At 64.3% G+C, this 19,239-nt stretch carries 17 protein-coding genes; 7 read left to right on the forward strand and 10 right to left on the reverse strand.

Annotation, left to right across the window (positions count from 1 at the left end; translation table 11 throughout):
* Positions 1–61: 61 nt before the first annotated feature.
* The 8 genes from rseP to rpsB form a co-directional block, all read right to left on the reverse strand.
* Positions 62–1,414, reverse strand: a complete 1,353-nt coding sequence (rseP, locus tag CAG44_RS20620; protein ID WP_085587702.1) for an RIP metalloprotease RseP — start codon at positions 1,412–1,414, stop codon at positions 62–64.
* A 71-nt stretch (positions 1,415–1,485) separates the two neighbouring features.
* The gene (gene ispC, locus CAG44_RS20625; RefSeq protein ID WP_085587678.1) at positions 1,486–2,676 is read right to left on the reverse strand and encodes a 1-deoxy-D-xylulose-5-phosphate reductoisomerase; all 1,191 of its coding nucleotides are present in this window, start codon (positions 2,674–2,676) and stop codon (positions 1,486–1,488) included.
* Complete coding sequence (locus tag CAG44_RS20630) at positions 2,673–3,488, reverse strand: phosphatidate cytidylyltransferase (RefSeq protein WP_013971253.1); 816 nt, start codon at positions 3,486–3,488, stop codon at positions 2,673–2,675. Before CAG44_RS20630 ends, ispC begins: the two co-directional genes overlap by 4 nt.
* On the reverse strand, positions 3,488–4,243 hold the full coding sequence (gene uppS / locus CAG44_RS20635; protein WP_015269194.1) for a polyprenyl diphosphate synthase: 756 nt from the start codon (positions 4,241–4,243) through the stop codon (positions 3,488–3,490). The genes CAG44_RS20630 and uppS overlap by 1 nt, the downstream gene beginning before the upstream one ends.
* Before the next feature lie 15 nt (positions 4,244–4,258).
* The gene (gene frr, locus CAG44_RS20640) at positions 4,259–4,816 is read right to left on the reverse strand and encodes a ribosome recycling factor (RefSeq protein ID WP_025337974.1); all 558 of its coding nucleotides are present in this window, start codon (positions 4,814–4,816) and stop codon (positions 4,259–4,261) included.
* Positions 4,813–5,556: a UMP kinase gene (pyrH, locus tag CAG44_RS20645; protein WP_003252294.1), complete on the reverse strand. Its 744-nt coding sequence runs from the start codon at positions 5,554–5,556 to the stop codon at positions 4,813–4,815. Before pyrH ends, frr begins: the two co-directional genes overlap by 4 nt.
* Before the next feature lie 180 nt (positions 5,557–5,736).
* Positions 5,737–6,600, reverse strand: a complete 864-nt coding sequence (gene tsf, locus CAG44_RS20650; protein WP_013971250.1) for a translation elongation factor Ts — start codon at positions 6,598–6,600, stop codon at positions 5,737–5,739.
* A gap of 186 nt (positions 6,601–6,786) precedes the next feature.
* Positions 6,787–7,524: a 30S ribosomal protein S2 gene (gene rpsB, locus CAG44_RS20655; protein ID WP_003252287.1), complete on the reverse strand. Its 738-nt coding sequence runs from the start codon at positions 7,522–7,524 to the stop codon at positions 6,787–6,789.
* A gap of 462 nt (positions 7,525–7,986) precedes the next feature.
* On the opposite strand from rpsB, the gene map reads away from it, so the two are divergent.
* Genes map through dapC form a run of 3 tightly spaced genes read left to right on the forward strand, consistent with a single transcriptional unit; the run spans position 7,987 to position 12,741 of the window.
* Positions 7,987–8,769 carry a type I methionyl aminopeptidase gene (gene map / locus CAG44_RS20660; RefSeq protein WP_025337973.1) on the forward strand — a complete coding sequence of 261 codons (783 nt, stop codon included), beginning with the start codon at positions 7,987–7,989 and terminating at the stop codon, positions 8,767–8,769.
* A gap of 42 nt (positions 8,770–8,811) precedes the next feature.
* Positions 8,812–11,514 (forward strand): [protein-PII] uridylyltransferase, encoded by a 2,703-nt coding sequence (locus CAG44_RS20665; protein WP_085587676.1) that lies wholly within the window; start codon positions 8,812–8,814, stop codon positions 11,512–11,514.
* A gap of 30 nt (positions 11,515–11,544) precedes the next feature.
* Entirely contained in the window at positions 11,545–12,741 is a 1,197-nt protein-coding gene (gene dapC, locus CAG44_RS20670) for a succinyldiaminopimelate transaminase (RefSeq protein ID WP_085587674.1), read from the forward strand.
* A 115-nt stretch (positions 12,742–12,856) separates the two neighbouring features.
* On the opposite strand, the gene CAG44_RS20675 is transcribed toward dapC, so the two are convergent.
* The gene (locus tag CAG44_RS20675) at positions 12,857–14,503 is read right to left on the reverse strand and encodes a Na+/H+ antiporter (protein ID WP_085692885.1); all 1,647 of its coding nucleotides are present in this window, start codon (positions 14,501–14,503) and stop codon (positions 12,857–12,859) included.
* Positions 14,504–15,094: 591 nt separating this feature from the next.
* Between CAG44_RS20675 and CAG44_RS20680 the strand changes: the two genes are divergently transcribed.
* The 4 genes from CAG44_RS20680 to CAG44_RS20695 all read left to right on the forward strand — a co-directional run bounded on the left by CAG44_RS20680 (position 15,095) and on the right by CAG44_RS20695 (position 18,241).
* Positions 15,095–15,442 carry an ArsC family reductase gene (locus CAG44_RS20680; protein WP_170929287.1) on the forward strand — a complete coding sequence of 116 codons (348 nt, stop codon included), beginning with the start codon at positions 15,095–15,097 and terminating at the stop codon, positions 15,440–15,442.
* Between the two features lie 31 nt (positions 15,443–15,473).
* A complete protein-coding gene (dapD, locus tag CAG44_RS20685) occupies positions 15,474–16,508 on the forward strand; it encodes a 2,3,4,5-tetrahydropyridine-2,6-dicarboxylate N-succinyltransferase (protein ID WP_025337969.1) in 1,035 nt (344 codons plus the stop codon).
* 120 nt (positions 16,509–16,628) lie between these two features.
* Entirely contained in the window at positions 16,629–17,834 is a 1,206-nt protein-coding gene (locus CAG44_RS20690) for a cysteine desulfurase (protein ID WP_085692886.1), read from the forward strand.
* Positions 17,831–18,241, forward strand: a complete 411-nt coding sequence (locus CAG44_RS20695) for a SufE family protein (RefSeq protein WP_085692887.1) — start codon at positions 17,831–17,833, stop codon at positions 18,239–18,241. Before CAG44_RS20690 ends, CAG44_RS20695 begins: the two co-directional genes overlap by 4 nt.
* A 111-nt stretch (positions 18,242–18,352) precedes the next feature.
* Here the strand turns inward: CAG44_RS20695 and tcdA are convergent, their stop codons facing one another.
* Positions 18,353–19,162 carry a tRNA cyclic N6-threonylcarbamoyladenosine(37) synthase TcdA gene (gene tcdA / locus CAG44_RS20700; RefSeq protein WP_162276773.1) on the reverse strand — a complete coding sequence of 270 codons (810 nt, stop codon included), beginning with the start codon at positions 19,160–19,162 and terminating at the stop codon, positions 18,353–18,355.
* Between the last annotated feature and the right edge of the window lie 77 nt (positions 19,163–19,239).

Raw genomic sequence — 19,239 nt, forward strand, 5'->3', positions numbered from 1 at the left:
TCCAACTGGCAATAAACAGCCCGCCGCAACAAGACGGCAGGTTTCGCAATTGAGCGAAGCTTTATAGTCGACCCAGATCGTTGATCAGGGCGAGCAACATCACCCCTATGACCAAACTGATACCGATCTGGACCCCCCAACCTTGCACCCGATCCGACAGCGGACGACCGCGCGCCCACTCGACCAGGTAAAACAGCAAATGCCCCCCATCCAGAACCGGGATGGGCAGCAGGTTAAGAACCCCCAGGCTTATGCTCAGGTAGGCCAGGAAATTCAGGAAATCCCCCACGCCGGACTGGGCTGAAGCGCCCGCCACTTTAGCAATGGTTATCGGTCCGCTCAAGTTTTTTACCGAGAGCTCCCCGAACAGCATTTTCTTCAGCGATTCAAGGGTCAGGACGCTCATGTTCCAGGTGCGTGACAAGCCCTCACCCACCGCATCCAGCGGGCCGTAGCTGACTTCGCGGAGCATGTTGGCAGGCCATTCGCCACCTTTTACCCCGGCGCCAAGATAGCCGCCGGCCGCCTTGCCCTCGCCCTTGCGCGCCAGGGTGACCGGGACGTCCAGCGCAGCACCATCGCGCTCGACACGCACCACAACCTTGGCTTGTGGGCGGGCCCGCACGGCATCGACCACCTGCTGCCATTCGCTCACTGCCACGCCATCGAGGGCCAGCAGTTTGTCACCTGTTTTAAGGCCCGCAGCGGCAGCCGGCCCCTTCGGATCGATCTCGGCCAACACCGGCACGATCGCCGGGCGCCAAGGGTGCAGCCCAAGGGACTGGATCGGGTCCGGCTCGTCGGCGCCCTTGAGCCAGCTGTCCAGCTTCACCTGCAGCTGGCGCTCGGCACTGGCGCCCTCTTCACGCACGCCAACCTGCAGGGTGCCGCTCTCGCCCAGGCGGCGAACCAGTTGCAGGTTGACCGCAGACCAACCATTGGTCGGCTTGCCGTCGATGGAGACGATTTCCTGACCTGCGGTCAGGCCTGCCGATGCTGCCAGGCTGCCGGCATCGACCGCACCGATCACCGGGCGGATCTGCTGGGTACCCAGCATCGCCAGCACCCAGAAGAACAGGATGGCCAGCAGGAAGTTGGCAACCGGGCCCGCCGCGACGATCGCGATGCGCTGGCGCACGGACTTGCGGTTGAACGACTGCTCGATCAGCGCCGGCGGCACGTCACCCTCGCGCTCGTCGAGCATCTTGACGTAACCACCCAGCGGGATCGCAGCGACCACGAACTCGGTGCCATGGCGGTCGTGCCAGCGCAGCAGCGGCGTGCCGAAGCCCACCGAGAAGCGCAGCACCTTGACACCACAGCGGCGCGCCACCCAGAAGTGGCCGAATTCATGGAAAGTGACCAGTACACCCAAGGCTACGAGGGTGCCGATAATCATGTAGAGCGCTGTCATATCCATCTCCGAATGATGTTCAGCGGGCTGGCATCATGCCCAGCCCCCTCGTGAACCGTGGCGGGCCTGCATCAGCGACCGTGACGCCTCAGCCACTCACGGGAAAGCTCCCGGGCACGCTGGTCGGCGGCGAACACCGCGTCCAGCGACGGCAGCGGTACGACGGGCTCCTGATCGAGCACCTGTTCGATCATACCCGCGATCTCCGGGAAGCGGATACGCCGCTGGAGAAATGCCTCGACCGCAACCTCGTTGGCCGCATTGAGCACGGCCGGTGCGCTGTTGCCGGCCTCGGCAGCCTGCCGCGCCAGGCGCAGGCAAGGGAAGCGCTGTTCGTCGGGCGCCTGGAAATCCAGACGGGCGATGGCGAACAGGTCCAGCGGTGCCACTCCGGAATCGATCCGCTCGGGCCAGGCCAGGGCGTTGGCGATGGGCGTACGCATGTCCGGGTTACCCAGCTGCGCCAGCACCGAACCGTCGACATAATCCACCAGGGAGTGGATCACGCTCTGCGGGTGCACTACCACCTCGACCTTGGCCGGTGCGGCATCGAACAACCAGCAGGCCTCGATCAGTTCCAGGCCCTTGTTCATCATGCTGGCCGAATCCACGGAAATCTTGCGCCCCATGGACCAGTTGGGGTGCGCGCAGGCCTGTTCCGGGGTGACGTCCAGCAGCGCCTCGACGGGAGTCTCGCGGAACGGGCCACCGGAGGCGGTGAGCAGGATCCGGCGTACACCGACGGCACTCAGGCCGCGCGCGTAGTCGCCGGGCATGCACTGGAAGATCGCATTGTGCTCGCTGTCGATCGGCAGCAGCACGGCGCCACTGCGCCGCACCGCCTCCATGAACAGCGCGCCGGACATCACCAGCGCCTCCTTGTTGGCCAGCAACACCTTCTTGCCCGCCTCGACCGCCGCCAGGGTGGGGCGCAGGCCGGCGGCGCCGACGATGGCCGCCATCACTGCGTCCACTTCCGACGCAGAAGCCACCTGGCACAGCCCGGCCTCGCCTTCCAGCACCTCGGTGGCGCAGCCCGCCGCTACCAGGCTTTCGCGCAGTCGCGCGGCCGCCTCGGCGCTCGGCACCACGGCGAATGCCGGGCGATGGCGCACGCACAGGGCCTGCAATTCGTCGATACGCGAATAGCCACTCAGGGCGAACACCTGGTAGCGGTCGGGATGGCGCGCAATGACATCCAGCGTGCTCAGGCCGATGGAGCCGGTGGCCCCGAGCACGGTAATACGCTGCGGGCGGCTCACATAACACCCCATTCGGCAGCCCACAGCAGTACGGCGAAAATCGGAATCGCCGCAGTCAGGCTGTCGATGCGGTCGAGCACCCCGCCATGGCCGGGCAACAGGTTGCTGCTGTCCTTGATGCCGGAACGGCGCTTGAACATGCTTTCGGTCAGGTCACCGACCACCGAAGACATGACCACCAGCGCGGCACTCAGAAGGCCCAGCAGGATCTGACCGAAGCCCCAGTCGCGGCTGATACCGACCACCAGGGTGATCACCAGGCTGACCGCCAGGCCGCCATACACGCCTTCCCAGCTCTTGCCAGGGCTGACCTGAGGCGCCAGCTTGCGCTTGCCGAAGGCACGGCCGGAGAAGTACGCGCCAATATCGGCAGCCCACACCAACACCATGACCGACAGGATCAGCCAGTTACCCAGCGGCCAGTGCTTGAGCAGCACCAACCCCTGCCAGGCCGGCAGCAATACCAGCAGGCCGATCAGCAACCGGCAGGCAGCACTGGCCCACAGCTCGCTGCTGCGCGGGTAGGTAAGCACCAGCCAGGTGGCCAACCCCCACCAGATCACCGCAGCGCCCAGCACCCAGGGCGCCAGCTCCGGAAGGATGTACAGCAACATCAGCGCTCCGGCGACGACCACGGCATAGGCGATGCGCAGTGGCTGGGCCATGAGCCCGGCCAGGCGCGCCCACTCCCAGGCGCCGAGGGTCACCACGAAGCCGATGAACAGGGCGAAATCCCCACCATTGAGCAGGAAGAAGCCACCCAGCGCGATCGGCAGCAGGATCAGCGCGGTAATGATGCGTTGTTTAAGCATTAAGCACGAGCTCCAGCCTCGACCTGCTCGCTGGTCTTACCGAAGCGGCGCTGGCGCGAAGCGAAATCGGCCAGGGCGTTGCGCATGGCCTCGTGTTTGAAGTCCGGCCAGTACAGGTCGGAGAAATACAGCTCGGCGTAGGCCAGCTGCCACAACAGGAAGTTGCTGATGCGGTGCTCGCCACCAGTGCGGATGCACAGGTCCGGCAGCGGCAGCTCGCCAGTTGCCAGGCAGGTCTGCAGCAGGCCCGGGGTGATGTCTTCCGGGCGCAGGTGCCCGGCTTGCACTTCCCGCGCCAGCCGCTGGGCGGCCTGGGCGATGTCCCACTGGCCACCGTAGTTGGCCGCGATCTGCAGGATGAAGCGGTTGTTGCCGGCGGTCAGCGCCTCGGCCTCGCGCATGGCGGCTTGCAGCTCGGGATGGAAACGCGAACGGTCACCGATGATACGCAGGCTGATGTTGTTCTCGTTGAGGCGCTTGGCCTCGCGGCGCAGGGCCGAGAAGAACAGCTCCATCAGCGCACCGACCTCTTCGGCGGGACGCTGCCAGTTCTCGCTGGAGAAGGCGAACAGGGTCAGCACCTCGACCCCGGACTCGGCACAGACTTCGATGACCGCGCGAACGGCGTCGACACCCGCCTTGTGCCCGGCAACGCCGGGCAACAGGCGCTTTTTCGCCCAGCGGTTGTTGCCATCCATGATGATCGCGACATGACGCGGCACCGAGGACGGCGCCGCTGGCTTGGTCTTTTCCATTAAAAAACCCCGGCCTTAGACGGCCATCAGGTCCTTTTCCTTGGCTTTGAAGGCGGCATCGACTTCGGCAACGTACTTGTCGGTCAGTTTCTGGATTTCGTCAGCGGCACGACGCTCTTCGTCTTCGCTGATTTCCTTGTCCTTGGTCAGCTTCTTCAGGTCGGCCAGGGCGTCACGGCGCACGTTGCGCACGGCTACCTTGGCATCCTCGGCAACGCCGCTGGCCTGCTTGGTGTAGCCCTTGCGGGTTTCCTCGGTCAGGGCCGGCATCGGCACGCGGATGGTGGTGCCGGCGCTGGACGGGTTCAGGCCCAGGTCGGAGGTGAGGATGGCCTTCTCGATGGCGGCGCTGAGGTTCTTGTCGTGGGCGACGATCTTCAGGGTGCGGGCATCTTCGACGGTGATCGCGGCCACCTGGTTCAGCGGCATCTCGCTACCCCAGGCCGGGACCTTGACGCTGTCCAGGATGCTCGGGTGGGCGCGACCGGTGCGGATTGCCGCCAGGTTGCGGGCCAGGGCCTCGAGGGACTTGGTCATGCGCTCCTGCGCGTCTTTCTTGATGTCGTTGATCATGCTTGGCCTTCCTCGATCAGAGTACCTTCAGCGCCACCCACCACGATGTTCAGCAGGGCGCCAGGCTTGTTCATGTTGAATACCCGCAATGGCATCTTGTGGTCACGGCACAGGCAGATTGCGGTCAGGTCCATCACACCCAGCTTGCGATCCAGGACCTCGTCGTAGGTCAGGTGATCGAACTTCTCGGCATGCGGGTCCTTGAATGGATCGGCAGTGTACACACCATCGACCTTGGTCGCCTTCAGCACCACGTCGGCATCGATTTCGATGGCGCGCAGGCAGGCCGCGGAGTCGGTGGTGAAGAACGGGTTGCCGGTACCGGCGGAGAAAATTACCACATCCCCGGAGTTGAGGTGGCGAATAGCTTTGCGACGATCGTAATGATCGGTGACACCGACCATGGAAATGGCCGACATGACCAGGGCCGGGATGTTCGAGCGCTCCAGCGCGTCGCGCATGGCCAGGCCGTTCATCACGGTGGCCAGCATGCCCATGTGGTCACCGGTGACGCGGTCCATGCCGGCTGCGCTGAGCGCGGCGCCGCGGAACAGGTTGCCACCACCGATCACCAGGCCGACCTGGACACCGATCCCTACCAGCTGGCCAACTTCGAGAGCCATGCGATCCAGCACTTTCGGGTCGATCCCGAAGTCTTCCGAGCCCATCAGGGCCTCGCCGCTAAGTTTGAGCAAAATGCGTTTATAGCGAGGTTGGCGACCACTCACCTGCTGAGCCATTGCGAGTCTCTCCTGCGGCGTACTTTTAGAAAATTCGTGCGGGCTGTTTGCAGCCTGCTAACTGTAGCGTGGCACCGTTTTGGTGCCAGCGGCGGCAGGTTTTATAAACCCTTCGCCGTTTTGACAAAGAGGCTGCGCGCGTGAGCGGGCAGCCTCTTCGGGGCGACAGACGGGGCTGTCTTACTGCTTGGCAGCAGCTACCTGAGCGGCAACTTCAGCAGCGAAGTCGTCGACTGGCTTCTCGATGCCTTCGCCTACCTTGAAGTAGGTGAAGGAAACGATTTCAGCACCGGCTTTCTTGGCCAGCTCGCCAACCTTGACTTCCGGGTTCATGACGAAGGCTTGCTCGACCAGCGAGGCTTCGGCCAGGAACTTCGAGATACGACCTTTGATCATGTTCTCGACGATGTTTTCCGGCTTGCCGGCGATCTTGTCAGCGTTCAGCTGCAGGAAGACGCCCTTCTCGCGCTCGATGGCTTCGGCCGATACTTCCGACGGCAGCAGGAACTCAGGGTTCGAAGCTGCAACGTGCATGGCGATGTTCTTGGCCAGATCGACGTCGCCGCCTTTCAGGACAACGGCAGCGCCGATCTTGTTGCCGTGCAGGTAGGCACCGACAACGTCACCTTCAACGCGCACCAGGCGACGGATGTTGACGTTCTCGCCGCACTTGGCAACCAGGGCTTCACGAGCAGCTTCACGCGAGGCGATCAGCGGAGCAGCGTCGGTCAGCTTCTGGGCGAAGGCTTCTTCGATGCTGTCGGCGACGAAGTTCTTGAAGTCGTCTTGCAGGGCCAGGAAGTCGGTCTGCGAGTTCACTTCCAGCAGGACGGCGGATTTACCGTCGGTCTTGACGGCGATAGCGCCTTCAGCAGCGACGTTGCCAGCCTTTTTGGCGGCCTTGATGGCGCCCGAGGCACGCATGTCGTCAATGGCTTTTTCGATGTCGCCGCCGGCCTTTTCCAGGGCCTTCTTGCAATCCATCATGCCTTCGCCGGTACGCTCGCGCAGTTCTTTGACCAGCGCTGCAGTAATTGCTGCCATTTCAAAATCCTCTTGGAAAGTTTTTCAACCATTCCACCCGTTCGTCACGGGCGTTCAATTCTGCAAATCCGCTGTGTTTATCTCAGCGAGCCCATGATGCGGGGCCGATGCTGACAGCAGGATTTCAAGGTGGCAAAAAGGGGGCAGAGCCCCCTTTTTGCGTGCCAAGTCGACGCTAGCGTCTAATTACTCGGCAGCAGGTGCAGCCGCTTCTTCAGCGTAAACTTCGGTGCCGCCGGCAACGTTGTTACGGCCGCGGATGACTGCGTCAGCCATCGAAGTCATGTACAGCTCGATAGCGCGGATGGCGTCATCGTTACCTGGGATGATGTAGTCAACACCTTCCGGGCTGCTGTTGGTATCGACAACGCCGATAACCGGGATGCCCAGCTTGTTGGCTTCGGTGATCGCGATGCGCTCGTGATCAACGTCGATAACGAACAGAGCGTCTGGCAGACCGCCCATGTCCTTGATGCCGCCCAGGCTGCGATCCAGTTTTTCCAGGTCGCGGGAGCGCATCAGGGCTTCTTTCTTGGTCAGCTTGGCGAAAGTGCCGTCTTCGGCCTGGGTTTCCAGGTCGCGCAGACGCTTGATCGAAGCGCGGATGGTCTTGTAGTTGGTCAGCATGCCGCCCAACCAACGGTGATCAACGTACGGCGAACCGCAACGAGCAGCTTGCTCGGCGACGATCTTGCCGGCGGAACGCTTGGTGCCGACGAACAGGATCTTGTTCTTGCCCTGGGCCAGGCGCTCTACGAACGACAGAGCGTCGTTGAACATTGGCAGGGTTTTTTCCAGGTTGACGATGTGGATCTTGTTACGCGCGCCGAAAATGTACTTGCCCATTTTCGGGTTCCAGTAACGGGTCTGGTGGCCGAAGTGCACACCGGCCTTCAGCATATCGCGCATGTTGACTTGGGACATGATAGTTCCTTGATAAGTCGGGTTGGGCCTCCACGTATCCCAATGACCAACCCGCGAATTCTGCAACTCGGGGCACCCAGGTCATCGTGTCGACACGTGTGTGGGTTAAGTGCTGACGGGGTCGTCCCCGAAAGCGGCGCATTTTATACCACAGACCGCGGCCGAACGGAACCCGGATACTGTTGCGTCCGTCAGCGGTTTTTGCAGCACCCCGGCTTTCGCGCCAGAATGCCAGTTCATGGATGGCAGCTTTCAGGGCAGTTGGGGCCGCTGCGCGCCCCATCGCCGGCAAGCCAGCTCCCACAAGCGTAATACGATTCCTGTGGGAGCTGGCTTGCCGGCGATGGACTGCGCAGCAGTCCCAATTCTCCATCCGTATGCCGACCGATCGGCGCCCTGCTCTGCTAGAATCCGGCCTTTCCCGTTTGTTCGCGCCGCATGCGGCGCTGTAGAGAGCCTGTAATGACCGTCACCATCAAGACCGCAGAAGACATCGAGAAGATGCGCATCGCTGGCCGCCTGGCCGCCGACGTGCTGGAAATGATCGAGGAACACGTCAAGCCCGGTGTCACCACCGAAGAGCTGGACCGCCTGTGCCACGACTACATCGTCAACGTCCAGCAGGCCATCCCGGCACCGCTCAACTACAAGGGCTACCCGAAGTCGATCTGCACCTCGATCAACCATGTGGTCTGCCACGGCATCCCCAACGACAAGCCGCTCAAGGACGGTGACACGCTGAACATCGACGTCACCGTGATCAAGGACGGCTACCACGGCGACACCAGCCGCATGTTCCACGTCGGCACCGTGCCGGTATGGGCCGAGCGCCTGTCCAAGGTCACCCAGGAGTGCATGTACAAGGCCATCGAACTGGTCAAGCCGGGCTGCCGCCTGGGCGACATCGGCGAAGTGATCCAGAAGCACGCTGAAAAGAACGGCTTCTCGGTGGTGCGCGAGTTCTGCGGCCACGGCATCGGCAAGGTGTTCCACGAAGAGCCGCAGATCCTGCACTACGGCCGCGCCGGCACCGGCATGGAGCTGAAGGAAGGCATGACCTTCACCATCGAGCCGATGATCAACCAGGGCAAGGCCGACACCAAGGTGCTGGGCGACGGCTGGACCGCCATCACCAAGGACCGCAAGCTCTCGGCCCAGTGGGAACACACCCTGGTGGTGACCGCGACCGGCTACGAGATCTTCACCCTGCGCAAGGACGACACCATCCCGCGCACCTCGGCCTGACCGCACTCCCACAGGCCACCCCCACGACAGGAACGTGACGCGATGCCCCAGGTGGACCCCGAGCTGTTCGACCGCGGCCAGTTCCAGGCGGAACTGGCCCTCAAGGCGAGCCCCATCGCCGCCTTCAAGAAAGCCATCCGCCAGGCCGGCGAGGTGCTCGACAAGCGTTTTCGCAGTGGCAGCGAAATCCGCCCACTGATCGAGGCCCGCGCCTGGCTCGTCGACAACATCCTGCAACAGGCCTGGAACCAGTTCGACTGGGGCGACCAGAGCGGCATCGCCCTGGTCGCGGTGGGTGGCTACGGGCGCGGTGAGCTGCACCCGCATTCGGACATCGACCTGCTGATCCTGCTGGGTGCTGCCGAACACGAGCAGTATCGCGATGCCATCGAGCGGTTTCTCACCCTGCTGTGGGACATCGGCCTGGAAGTGGGCCAGAGCGTGCGCACCGTCGACGAGTGCGCCGAGCAGGCCCGTGCCGACCTGACGGTCATCACCAACCTGATGGAAAGCCGCACCGTTGCTGGCCCCGAGGCCCTGCGCCAGCGCATGCTGGAGGTGACCAGCACTGCGCACATGTGGCCGAGCAAGGACTTCTTCCTGGCCAAGCGGGCCGAACTCAAGGCCCGCCACCACAAGTACAACGACACCGAGTACAACCTCGAACCCAATGTGAAAGGTTCACCCGGCGGCCTGCGCGACATCCAGACAGTGCTGTGGGTGGCCCGCCGCCAGTACGGCACCCTCAACCTGCACGCACTGGCCGGCGAAGGTTTCCTGCTGGAAAGCGAGAACGAGCTGCTGGCCTCGTCCCAGGACTTCCTGTGGAGGGTGCGCTACGCCTTGCACATGCTGGCCGGGCGCGCCGAGGACCGCCTGCTGTTCGACCACCAGCGCAGCATCGCCGCGCTGCTGGGCTACAGCGACGACAACCCCAAGCGGGCGATCGAGCAGTTCATGCAGCAGTACTACCGGGTGGTGATGAGCATCAGCCAGCTGTGCGACCTGATCATCCAGCACTTCGAGGAGGTCATCCTCGCCGATGACGACAGCGGCACCACCCAGCCGCTGAACGCGCGCTTCCGCCTGCATGACGGCTACATAGAAGCGGCCAGGCCGAACGTGTTCAAGCGCACGCCTTTCGCCATGCTGGAAATCTTCGTGCTGATGGCCCAGCACCCCGAGATCAAGGGCGTACGCGCCGATACCGTGCGGCTGCTGCGCGAGCATCGGCACCTGATCGACGATACCTTCCGCACCGATATCCGCAACACCAGCCTGTTCATCGAGCTGTTCAAGTGCGAAATCGGCATCCACCGCAACCTGCGGCGGATGAACCGCTACGGCATCCTCGGCCGCTACCTGCCGGAGTTCGGCCTGATCGTCGGGCAGATGCAGCACGACCTGTTCCACATCTATACGGTCGATGCGCACACCCTCAACCTCATCAAGCACCTGCGCAAGCTGCAATACACGCCGGTGTCCGAGAAATTCCCGCTGGCCAGCAAGCTCATGGGCCGCCTGCCCAAGCCCGAGCTGATCTACCTGGCCGGCCTGTACCACGACATCGGCAAGGGCCGCCAGGGCGACCATTCCGAGCTGGGCGCCGTGGATGCGCAGAAGTTCTGCGAGCGCCACCAGTTGCCGGCCTGGGACAGCCGGCTGATCGTCTGGCTGGTGCAGAACCACCTGGTGATGTCGACCACCGCCCAGCGCAAGGACCTGTCCGACCCTCAGGTGATCAACGATTTTGCCCTGCACGTGGGCGACGAGACACGCCTGGACTACCTGTACGTGCTGACCGTGGCCGATATCAACGCCACCAACCCCAGCCTGTGGAACTCGTGGCGGGCCAGCCTGCTGCGCCAGCTGTACACCGAGACCAAGCGCGCCCTGCGCCGTGGCCTGGAAAACCCGCTGGACCGCGAGGAGCAGATTCGCCAGACCCAATCGGCGGCGCTGGATATCCTGGTGCGCGAAGGCACCGACCCGGACGACGTCGAGCAGCTGTGGTCGCAGCTGGGCGATGACTACTTCCTCAAGCACACCGCCGCCGACGTGGCCTGGCACAGTGACGCGATCCTCCAGCAGCCGGCCGATGGCGGGCCGCTGGTGCTGATCAAGGAAACCACCCAGCGCGAGTTCGAGGGTGGCACGCAGATCTTCATCTATGCCCCCGACCAGCACGACTTCTTCGCCGTGACGGTGGCGGCCATGTCGCAGCTGAACCTGAACATTCATGACGCGCGGATCATCACCTCGAGCAGCCAGTTCACCCTCGACACCTACATCGTGCTGGACAACGACGGCGGCTCGATCGGCGACAACCCGCAGCGGGTCAAGCAGATTCGCGACGGCCTGACCGAAGCGCTGCGCAACCCCGAGGACTACCCGACCATCATCCAGCGCCGGGTACCGCGCCAGCTCAAGCACTTCGACTTCCCGCCACAGGTGACCATCCTCAACGATGCCCAGCGGCCGGTGACCATCCTCGAAATCACCGCGCCCGACCGCCCAGGCCTGCTGGCCCGGCTGGGGCGGATCTTCCTGGAGTTCGACCTGTCGCTGCAGAACGCCAAGATCGCCACCCTTGGCGAACGGGTGGAAGACGTGTTCTTCATCACCGATGCCGACAACCAGCCGCTGTCCGACCCACAGCTGTGCAGCCGACTGCAGGAGGCCATCGTCCAGCAGCTGCAGGCCGGCCAGGCCAGCGATGCCAGCCCCACCCGCGTGACCTTTTAACGACTAGACGATTGACGAGACCTTGCGCCGATGAACCATGCCTTGACCCAGCTTCAGCCCTACCCGTTCGAGAAACTCCGCGCCCTGCTGGGCAGCGTTGCACCTGCGGCGGACAAGCGCGCCATCGCCCTGTCGATCGGTGAGCCGAAGCACGAATCGCCGGCGTTCGTCGCCCAGGCCATGGCCGACAACCTCGACAAGCTTGCGGTGTACCCGAGCACCATCGGCCTGCCCGCCCTGCGCCAGGCCATCGGCCAGTGGTGCGAGCGGCGCTTCGGCGTACCGGCCGGCTGGCTGGATGCCGACCGCCACATCCTGCCGGTCAACGGCACCCGTGAAGCGCTGTTCGCCTTCACCCAGGCCGTGGTCAACCGCGCCGATGACGGCCTGGTGGTCAGCCCCAACCCGTTCTACCAGATCTACGAAGGCGCAGCGCTGCTGGCCGGTGCCACCCCGCACTACCTGCCGTGCCTGGAAAGCAACGGTTTCAACCCCGACTTCGACGCCGTGCCGGCTGAAGTGTGGAAGCGTTGCCAGATCCTGTTCCTGTGCTCGCCGGGCAACCCCACCGGCGCACTGGTGCCGATGGACACCCTGAAGAAGCTGATTGCCCTGGCCGACGAGCACGACTTCGTGATTGCCGCCGACGAGTGCTACAGCGAGCTGTACTTCGACGAGGATGCCCCGCCACCAGGCCTGCTGACTGCCTGTGCGGAACTGGGCCGCAGCGACTTCAAGCGCTGCGTGGTATTCCACAGCCTGTCCAAGCGCTCCAACCTGCCGGGCCTGCGCTCGGGCTTCGTCGCCGGTGACGCCGAGATCATCAAGCCGTTCCTGCTGTACCGTACCTACCACGGCTGCGCCATGCCGGTACAAACCCAGCTGGCAAGCATCGCTGCCTGGCAGGACGAGGCGCATGTGCGCGAGAACCGCGACCAGTACCGCGCCAAGTACGATGCCGTGCTGGATATCCTGCAGCCGGTGCTGGACGTGCAGCGCCCGGATGGCAGCTTCTACCTGTGGGCCAAGGTACCCGGCGGCGATGCCGAGTTCACTCGCGACCTGTTCGAGGCCCAGCATGTGACAGTGGTGCCGGGGTCGTACCTGTCGCGCGAAGTGGATGGCGTGAACCCGGGCGCCGGGCGTGTGCGCATGGCACTGGTTGCACCGCTGGCCGAGTGCATCGAGGCGGCGGAGCGGATTCGCGCATTTCTGCAGAACCGCTGACCGCCCAATTCGCGGGCATGCCCGCTCCCACACGTACAGCACAAGCCGAGAAAGCGGTGCAGTACCTGTAGGAGCGGGCAAGCCCGCGAAGGGCCGCGAAGCGGCCCCCTGCGGTCTACCTGACCGACCCCAGGTTTGCCTCACTCATATCCAGCTCACCCAGCACCTGCCGCACCACTTCATCCCCCACCAGATGCTGGCGATGCAGTTCATACAGCTCCAGCCGCTGCGCCCGCAGCGCCCGCAAGCGCAAACGCCGCTCCAGCAGGTCCATCTGCTCGGCCAGCGCCTTGGCTTCGGCACTGTCGTTGTAGCTGTCCAGCTCATCGCGGTATTCCGCCATCAAGCGCGCCTTCAACTCGGTCGCCAGGGTCGCCTGCGCGGCATCCTGCGGCGCATTGCTGTCGATCACTTCCTCTGCCTCCAGTGCATGGATCGCCGCCTCGGCCGTGCGTCGCCAGGCCTCCTGCACCTCCTGGTGCAAGCGCTCGTCCGGGCTCTTGGTCACCCCGCGCAGCAACAGCGGCAACGCGATACAGGCACTGATCAACGACAGCAGGATCACCCCGGCAGCAATGAAGATCAGCAGGTCACGCTCCGGGAAGGCCTTGCCTGCTTCCATCAGCAACGGAATCGACATCACGCCGGCCAGGGTGACCGCACCGCGCACACCACCCAGGGTAAGCAACCAGCAGGAGCGCGCCGTGGGCATCAGCACCAGCGCCGGCTTGCCGCGCCAGCGGCGTACCACACCGATCGAGCGCCAGATGCTCTGGACCCAGATGAACCGCAGCAAGATCAGCGCCACAAAGATCGCCACCACGTCCAGGCAGCGCCAGGCCAGGGTCGGCCAGACGGTGGGTTCATGGCTGACCACAGCCTTGATGATGTCCGGTAACTGCAGGCCCAGCAGCAGGAAGATCAGGCCGTTGAAAGCGAACTCCAGCAGCGACCACACGCTGCGGTTGAGCAGGCGCGTGCTGGTCTGCCGTGGCAGCAGGTCCAGCCAGCTCTGCATCATGCCGGCCGCTACCGCCGAAAGGATGCCCGACACGCCCAGGCGCTCGGCCAGCACGTAGGCAGCGAACGGCAGCAGCAACATGAACACCACGTGGGTGGCCGGGTCGTCCCAGCCGCGGGCGATCATCCAGGCACGCAGGCGGCCGATCAGCCAGCTCAGGGCCACGCCCACCGCCAAGCCGCCCAGGGCGACCAGCACGAAGCTGAAGCTTGCGTCGGTCAGCGAGAACACCCCGGTGATCGCCGCCGCCAGGGCGAACTTGAAGGTCACCAGGCCCGAGGCATCGTTCATCAGGGCCTCGCCCTGGAGCATGTGCATCAGCGGGGTGGGCAGGCGGTCCTGGGTAATGGCCGAAACCGCCACGGCGTCGGTCGGCGACAACACTGCGGCCAGGGCGAAGGCCACGGGCAGCGGGATGCTCGGCAGCAGCCAGTGAATGAAGTAACCGGCCCCGACCACGGTAAACAGCACCAGCCCCACGGCCAGCGCCACCACCGGCCCACGAATGCGCCACAACTCGCGCTTGGGAATGCGCCAGCCGTCGGCGAACAGCAACGGCGGCAGGAACAGGAACAGGAACAGCTCGGGGTCCAGTGCCACATGCAGGCCCAGTGTCGGCCACGCAAGCAAGGCGCCGGCGGCGATCTGTACCAGCGGCAAGGGCAGCGGAATCATGCGGCCGACCAGCTTCGAAACGCTGACCAGCGTCAGCAGGATGAGGACGGTGTAGGCGGACTGCATCCGGGAAAGCTTCCTTTGTGAACCAGAAACGACAACAGGGCGAAACATCGCCATTGAAACAATATGTTAGCGGCGATGTGGGATTCGGGGCCGCTGCACGATAGTCGCAGGGGGCGGATGAATATGTAACATGATGATACTTGGGGCTGATGGCGGCGTAGGGTCGAGGTCGTATCGGCTTGGAGGCGCATGCCTTGAGTGCTATGGGGCTGCTGAGATCGAGCGCCGCCCGCGCGGCGCATCGCCGGCAAGCCGGCTCCCACATCTGTTTCGGGCCAGTATCTTCTGTGAAATTACCGCTGCCCGCCCTGTTTGTTCCCTTCGATATTGAAGGTATCGCTTCTGCTTCTCACCAAAATTCAGTCATGCACTAAGGGTTCGCGCGGCTGAGGTGCAGGAATAACTGGCCCGAAACAGATGTGGGAGCCGGCTTGCCGGCGATGCGCCGCGCGGGCGGCGCTCGGTCTCCGACACACTGCAAGACCCAAGACATGCACACCCGTGGCGCTCACAGGATCGTTCCCGCATAATCCCGCGACTGAAATCGGAAAACGGAGAGATTGGGGCAGCCTGTGATCCCCAATGCACACAATGACCTACACGCTCTACGGCATCAAAGCCTGTGACACCATGAAAAAGGCACGTACCTGGCTCGAAGACCAGGCCATCACCTACGAATTCCACGACTACAAGGCCCAAGGCATCGACCGCGACAGCCTGAACCGCTGGTGCGACGAACACGGCTGGGAAGTCATCCTCAACCGTGCCGGCACCACCTTCCGCAAGCTGGACGACGCCAGCAAGGCCGACCTCGACCAGGCCAAGGCCGTCGAGCTGATGCTGGCCCAGCCGTCGATGATCAAGCGCCCGGTGCTCGACCTTGGCGCGCGTACCCTGGTCGGCTTCAAGCCCGACCTGTACGCCGCTGCCCTGGCCTGAGCCCCTACCCTATTTCGCACGAGGTAATCACATGTCCAATACCCTGTTCAGCCTGGCCTTCGGTGTCGGCTCCCAGAACCGCCAGGGCGCCTGGCTGGAAGTGTTCTACGCACAACCGCTGCTCAACCCGAGCGCCGAACTGGTCGCTGCAGTAGCCCCTGTTCTCGGTTACCAAGGTGGCAACCAGGCCATCGCCTTCAGCAACGCCCAGGCCGCGCAACTGGCCGAAGCCGTGAAAGGCGTGGATGCCGCCCAGGCCGCCCTGCTGACCCGCCTGGCCGAAAGCCACAAGCCGCTGGTCGCCACCCTGCTGGCCGAAGACGCCGCGCTGACCTCGACCCCAGAGGCCTACCTCAAGCTGCACCTGCTGTCGCACCGCCTGGTCAAGCCGCACGGCGTGAGCCTGGCCGGCATCTTCCCGCTGCTGCCGAACGTGGCCTGGACCAACCAGGGCGCGGTCGACCTGGCCGAACTCGCCGAACTGCAACTGGAAGCACGCCTGAAGGGCGAGCTGCTGGAAGTGTTCTCGGTGGACAAGTTCCCGAAAATGACCGACTACGTGGTCCCGGCCGGCGTGCGTATCGCCGACACCGCCCGCGTGCGCCTGGGCGCCTACATCGGCGAAGGCACCACCATCATGCACGAAGGCTTCGTCAACTTTAACGCTGGCACCGAAGGCCCGGGCATGATCGAAGGCCGCGTTTCCGCTGGCGTATTCGTCGGCAAGGGCTCGGACCTGGGCGGCGGCTGCTCGACCATGGGCACCCTGTCCGGTGGCGGCAACATCGTCATCAAGGTTGGCGAAGGCTGCCTGATCGGCGCCAACGCCGGTATCGGCATTCCGCTGGGCGACCGCAACACCGTCGAAGCCGGCCTTTACATCACCGCCGGTACCAAGGTGAACCTGCTGGACGAGAACAACCAGCTGGTCAAAGTGGTCAAGGCCCGCGACCTGGCCGGCCAGACCGACCTGCTGTTCCGCCGCAACTCGCTGAACGGCGCGGTGGAGTGCAAGACCCACAAGTCGGCCATCGAGCTGAACGAGGCGCTGCACGCGCACAACTGAGAACCCTTCAACCGCTGCCGGAGCGAGCTTGCTCGCGAACAGCGGATTCTCAGCGTTTGAAATGTTAAGATCGGGTCTGGCACCACGCCAGACCCGATTTTCATTCCAGGCCCCGCGACCATGTTTCAGCCCTCCCCCTGGCGTGCCGATTTTCCCGCCATCGCCGCCCTGCAACGGCAGCACCAGACCTACCTGGACAACGCCGCCACCACCCAGAAGCCGCAAGCCCTGCTCGATGCCCTGAGCCATTACTACGGCCATGGCGCAGCCAACGTGCACCGTGCCCAGCACTTGCCCGGCGCACTGGCGACTCAGGCCTTCGAAACCAGCCGCGACAAGGTTGCCGCCTGGCTCAATGCGGCAGACTCGCGGCAGATCATCTTCACCCACGGTGCCACTTCGGCGCTGAACCTGCTGGCCTATGGCCTGGAACACCGCTTCGAGGCCGGTGACGAAATTGCCGTCAGTGCCCTGGAGCACCATGCCAACCTGCTGCCCTGGCAACAGCTGGCGCGCCGGCGCAACCTGCGCCTGGTGGTGCTGCCGCTGGATGCCCATGGCCGCATCGACCTGGACCAGGCGCTGCAACTGATCGGCCCGCGCACCCGGGTGCTGGCGGTGAGCCAGCTGTCCAACGTACTGGGTACCTGGCAGCCGCTGCCGGCGCTGCTGACCCATGCCCGCTCCCAAGGCGCGCTGACCGTGGTCGACGGTGCCCAGGGCGTGGTGCATGGCCGCCATGATGTGCAGCAGCTTGGCTGCGACTTCTATGTGTTCTCCAGCCACAAGCTGTACGGCCCGGAAGGCGTCGGTGTGCTGTACGGCCGCAGCCAGGCACTGGAACTGCTGCACCACTGGCAGTTCGGTGGCGAGATGGTGCAACTGGCCGAATACCACAGCGCCAGCTTCCGCCCGGCGCCGCTGGGGTTCGAGGCAGGCACGCCGCCGATCGCCGGGGTGATCGGCCTGGGTGCAACCCTGGACTACCTGGCCAGCCTCGATGTCCAGGCGCTCGAAGCCCATGAAACCAGCCTGCACCAGTACCTGCTGCGCGGCCTGGCGGACCGCGATGGCGTGCGCATCCTGGGCACGCCACAGGCGGCCCTTGCCAGTTTCGTCATCGAGGGCGTGCATAACGCCGACATCGCCCACCTGCTGACCGAGCAAGGCATTGCCGTGCGTGCCGGGCACCACTGTGCCATGCCGCTGCTGCAGGGCCTGGGCCTGGAGGGCGCGATCCGCGTGTCATTGGGGCTGTATAACGACAGCGATGACTTGCAGCGTTTCTTCGCGGCGCTGGATCAAGGCCTGGAGCTGTTGCGATGACCCTGCCGGATCAGGCGCGCCAGGCGCTGGAAGCTTTCGAGCAGGCCAAGGGCTGGGAACAGCGTGCGCGGCTGCTGATGAAGTGGGGCGACCGGCTGGAACCGCTGGCTGACACTGAAAAGACCGAGGCCAACCGGGTGCATGGCTGCGAAAGCCTGGTATGGCTGGTGGCCGAGCAGGTCGAGGGCCTGTGGCGGTTCAAGGCCAGCAGCGATGCACGCCTGTTGCGTGGGCTGCTGGCGTTGTTGCTGGTGCGGGTGCAGGGGTTGGCCAGTGAAGAACTCGCCGGGCTCGATCTGCGTGAGTGGTTCACTCAGCTGGGCCTGGAGCGCCAGCTTTCGCCATCGCGCAGCAATGGGCTGCATGCGGTGTTGCAGCGGATGGCGGAGCTGGCGTCCAACCGTTGAATCGGTGCTGGCCTCTTCGCGGGCTCGCCCGCTCCCACTGGACCTTCACCTTTCTGGAGAGAGATGCAGTACCTGTGGGAGCGGGCAAGCCCGCGAAGAAGCCCACGCGGTCTATTCAGGCTTGACCCGCTCCGAAGGCCGCCGCGCCCCCGCTACCAGTTTTTCCACCGCCTTGCTCGCCGCCACCATGCCAAAGGTCGCGGTCACCATCATCACCGCGCCAAAGCCACCCGAGCAGTCCAGCCGCACGCCCTCGCCCACGAAGCTTTTCTGCAGGCAAACGCTGCCATCGCCCTTGGGGTAGCGCAGCTGTTCGCTGGAGAACACGCATGGCACGCCATAGTTGCGGCTGACATTGCGCGAGAAGTTGTAGTCGCGGCGCAGGGTGGAACGCACCCGCGAGGCCAGCGGGTCGTTGAAGGTCTTGTTCAGGTCGGCGATCTGGATCTGTGTCGGGTCGATCTGCCCACCAGCGCCACCCGTGGTGACGATGGCGATCTTGCGCCGCCGGCACCAGGCAATCAGCGCCGCCTTGGCCATGACGCTGTCGATGCAGTCGATCACACAGTCGAGGTTCTCGGTAATGTACTCGACCATGGTGTCGCGGGTGACGAAGTCGGCCACTGCATGCACCGTGCACGCCGGGTTGATCGCCCGCAGGCGCTCGGCCATGACCTCGACCTTGGGCCGCCCCACCTGCCCATCCAGGGCATGGGCCTGGCGGTTGGTGTTGCTGACGCACACGTCGTCGAGGTCGAACAGGGTGATCTCGCCCACGCCACTGCGGGCCAGCGCTTCCGCCGCCCACGAGCCTACCCCGCCAATACCGACCACGGCCACATGGGCCTGGCCCAGACGGTGCAACCCCTGGTCGCCATACAGCCGGGCAACGCCGGCGAAGCGTGGATCTTCTGTGCTCATGTTCATACCCCAAAAAACCGGCGCGCATTATATGCCAGCGGGCCCATGGCCTGCATCGTTAGGAAAGAGACTATCAA

The organism is Pseudomonas sp. B13(2017), assembly GCF_002113245.1.
Taxonomy (GTDB): domain Bacteria; phylum Pseudomonadota; class Gammaproteobacteria; order Pseudomonadales; family Pseudomonadaceae; genus Aquipseudomonas; species Aquipseudomonas putida_Z.

Coding starts and splice junctions, on each gene's coding strand:
- CAG44_RS20680 (WP_170929287.1), top strand. CDS start 15,095: ATGACCTACACGCTCTACGGCATCAAAGCCTGTGACACCATGAAAAAG.
- CAG44_RS20630 (WP_013971253.1), bottom strand. CDS start 3,488: ATGCTTAAACAACGCATCATTACCGCGCTGATCCTGCTGCCGATCGCG.
- CAG44_RS20665 (WP_085587676.1), top strand. CDS start 8,812: ATGCCCCAGGTGGACCCCGAGCTGTTCGACCGCGGCCAGTTCCAGGCG.
- CAG44_RS20695 (WP_085692887.1), top strand. CDS start 17,831: ATGACCCTGCCGGATCAGGCGCGCCAGGCGCTGGAAGCTTTCGAGCAG.
- dapD (WP_025337969.1), top strand. CDS start 15,474: ATGTCCAATACCCTGTTCAGCCTGGCCTTCGGTGTCGGCTCCCAGAAC.
- rpsB (WP_003252287.1), bottom strand. CDS start 7,524: ATGTCCCAAGTCAACATGCGCGATATGCTGAAGGCCGGTGTGCACTTC.
- pyrH (WP_003252294.1), bottom strand. CDS start 5,556: ATGGCTCAGCAGGTGAGTGGTCGCCAACCTCGCTATAAACGCATTTTG.
- tsf (WP_013971250.1), bottom strand. CDS start 6,600: ATGGCAGCAATTACTGCAGCGCTGGTCAAAGAACTGCGCGAGCGTACC.
- CAG44_RS20690 (WP_085692886.1), top strand. CDS start 16,629: ATGTTTCAGCCCTCCCCCTGGCGTGCCGATTTTCCCGCCATCGCCGCC.
- rseP (WP_085587702.1), bottom strand. CDS start 1,414: ATGACAGCGCTCTACATGATTATCGGCACCCTCGTAGCCTTGGGTGTA.
- tcdA (WP_162276773.1), bottom strand. CDS start 19,162: ATGAGCACAGAAGATCCACGCTTCGCCGGCGTTGCCCGGCTGTATGGC.
- dapC (WP_085587674.1), top strand. CDS start 11,545: ATGAACCATGCCTTGACCCAGCTTCAGCCCTACCCGTTCGAGAAACTC.
- map (WP_025337973.1), top strand. CDS start 7,987: ATGACCGTCACCATCAAGACCGCAGAAGACATCGAGAAGATGCGCATC.
- CAG44_RS20675 (WP_085692885.1), bottom strand. CDS start 14,503: ATGCAGTCCGCCTACACCGTCCTCATCCTGCTGACGCTGGTCAGCGTT.
- frr (WP_025337974.1), bottom strand. CDS start 4,816: ATGATCAACGACATCAAGAAAGACGCGCAGGAGCGCATGACCAAGTCC.
- uppS (WP_015269194.1), bottom strand. CDS start 4,243: ATGGAAAAGACCAAGCCAGCGGCGCCGTCCTCGGTGCCGCGTCATGTC.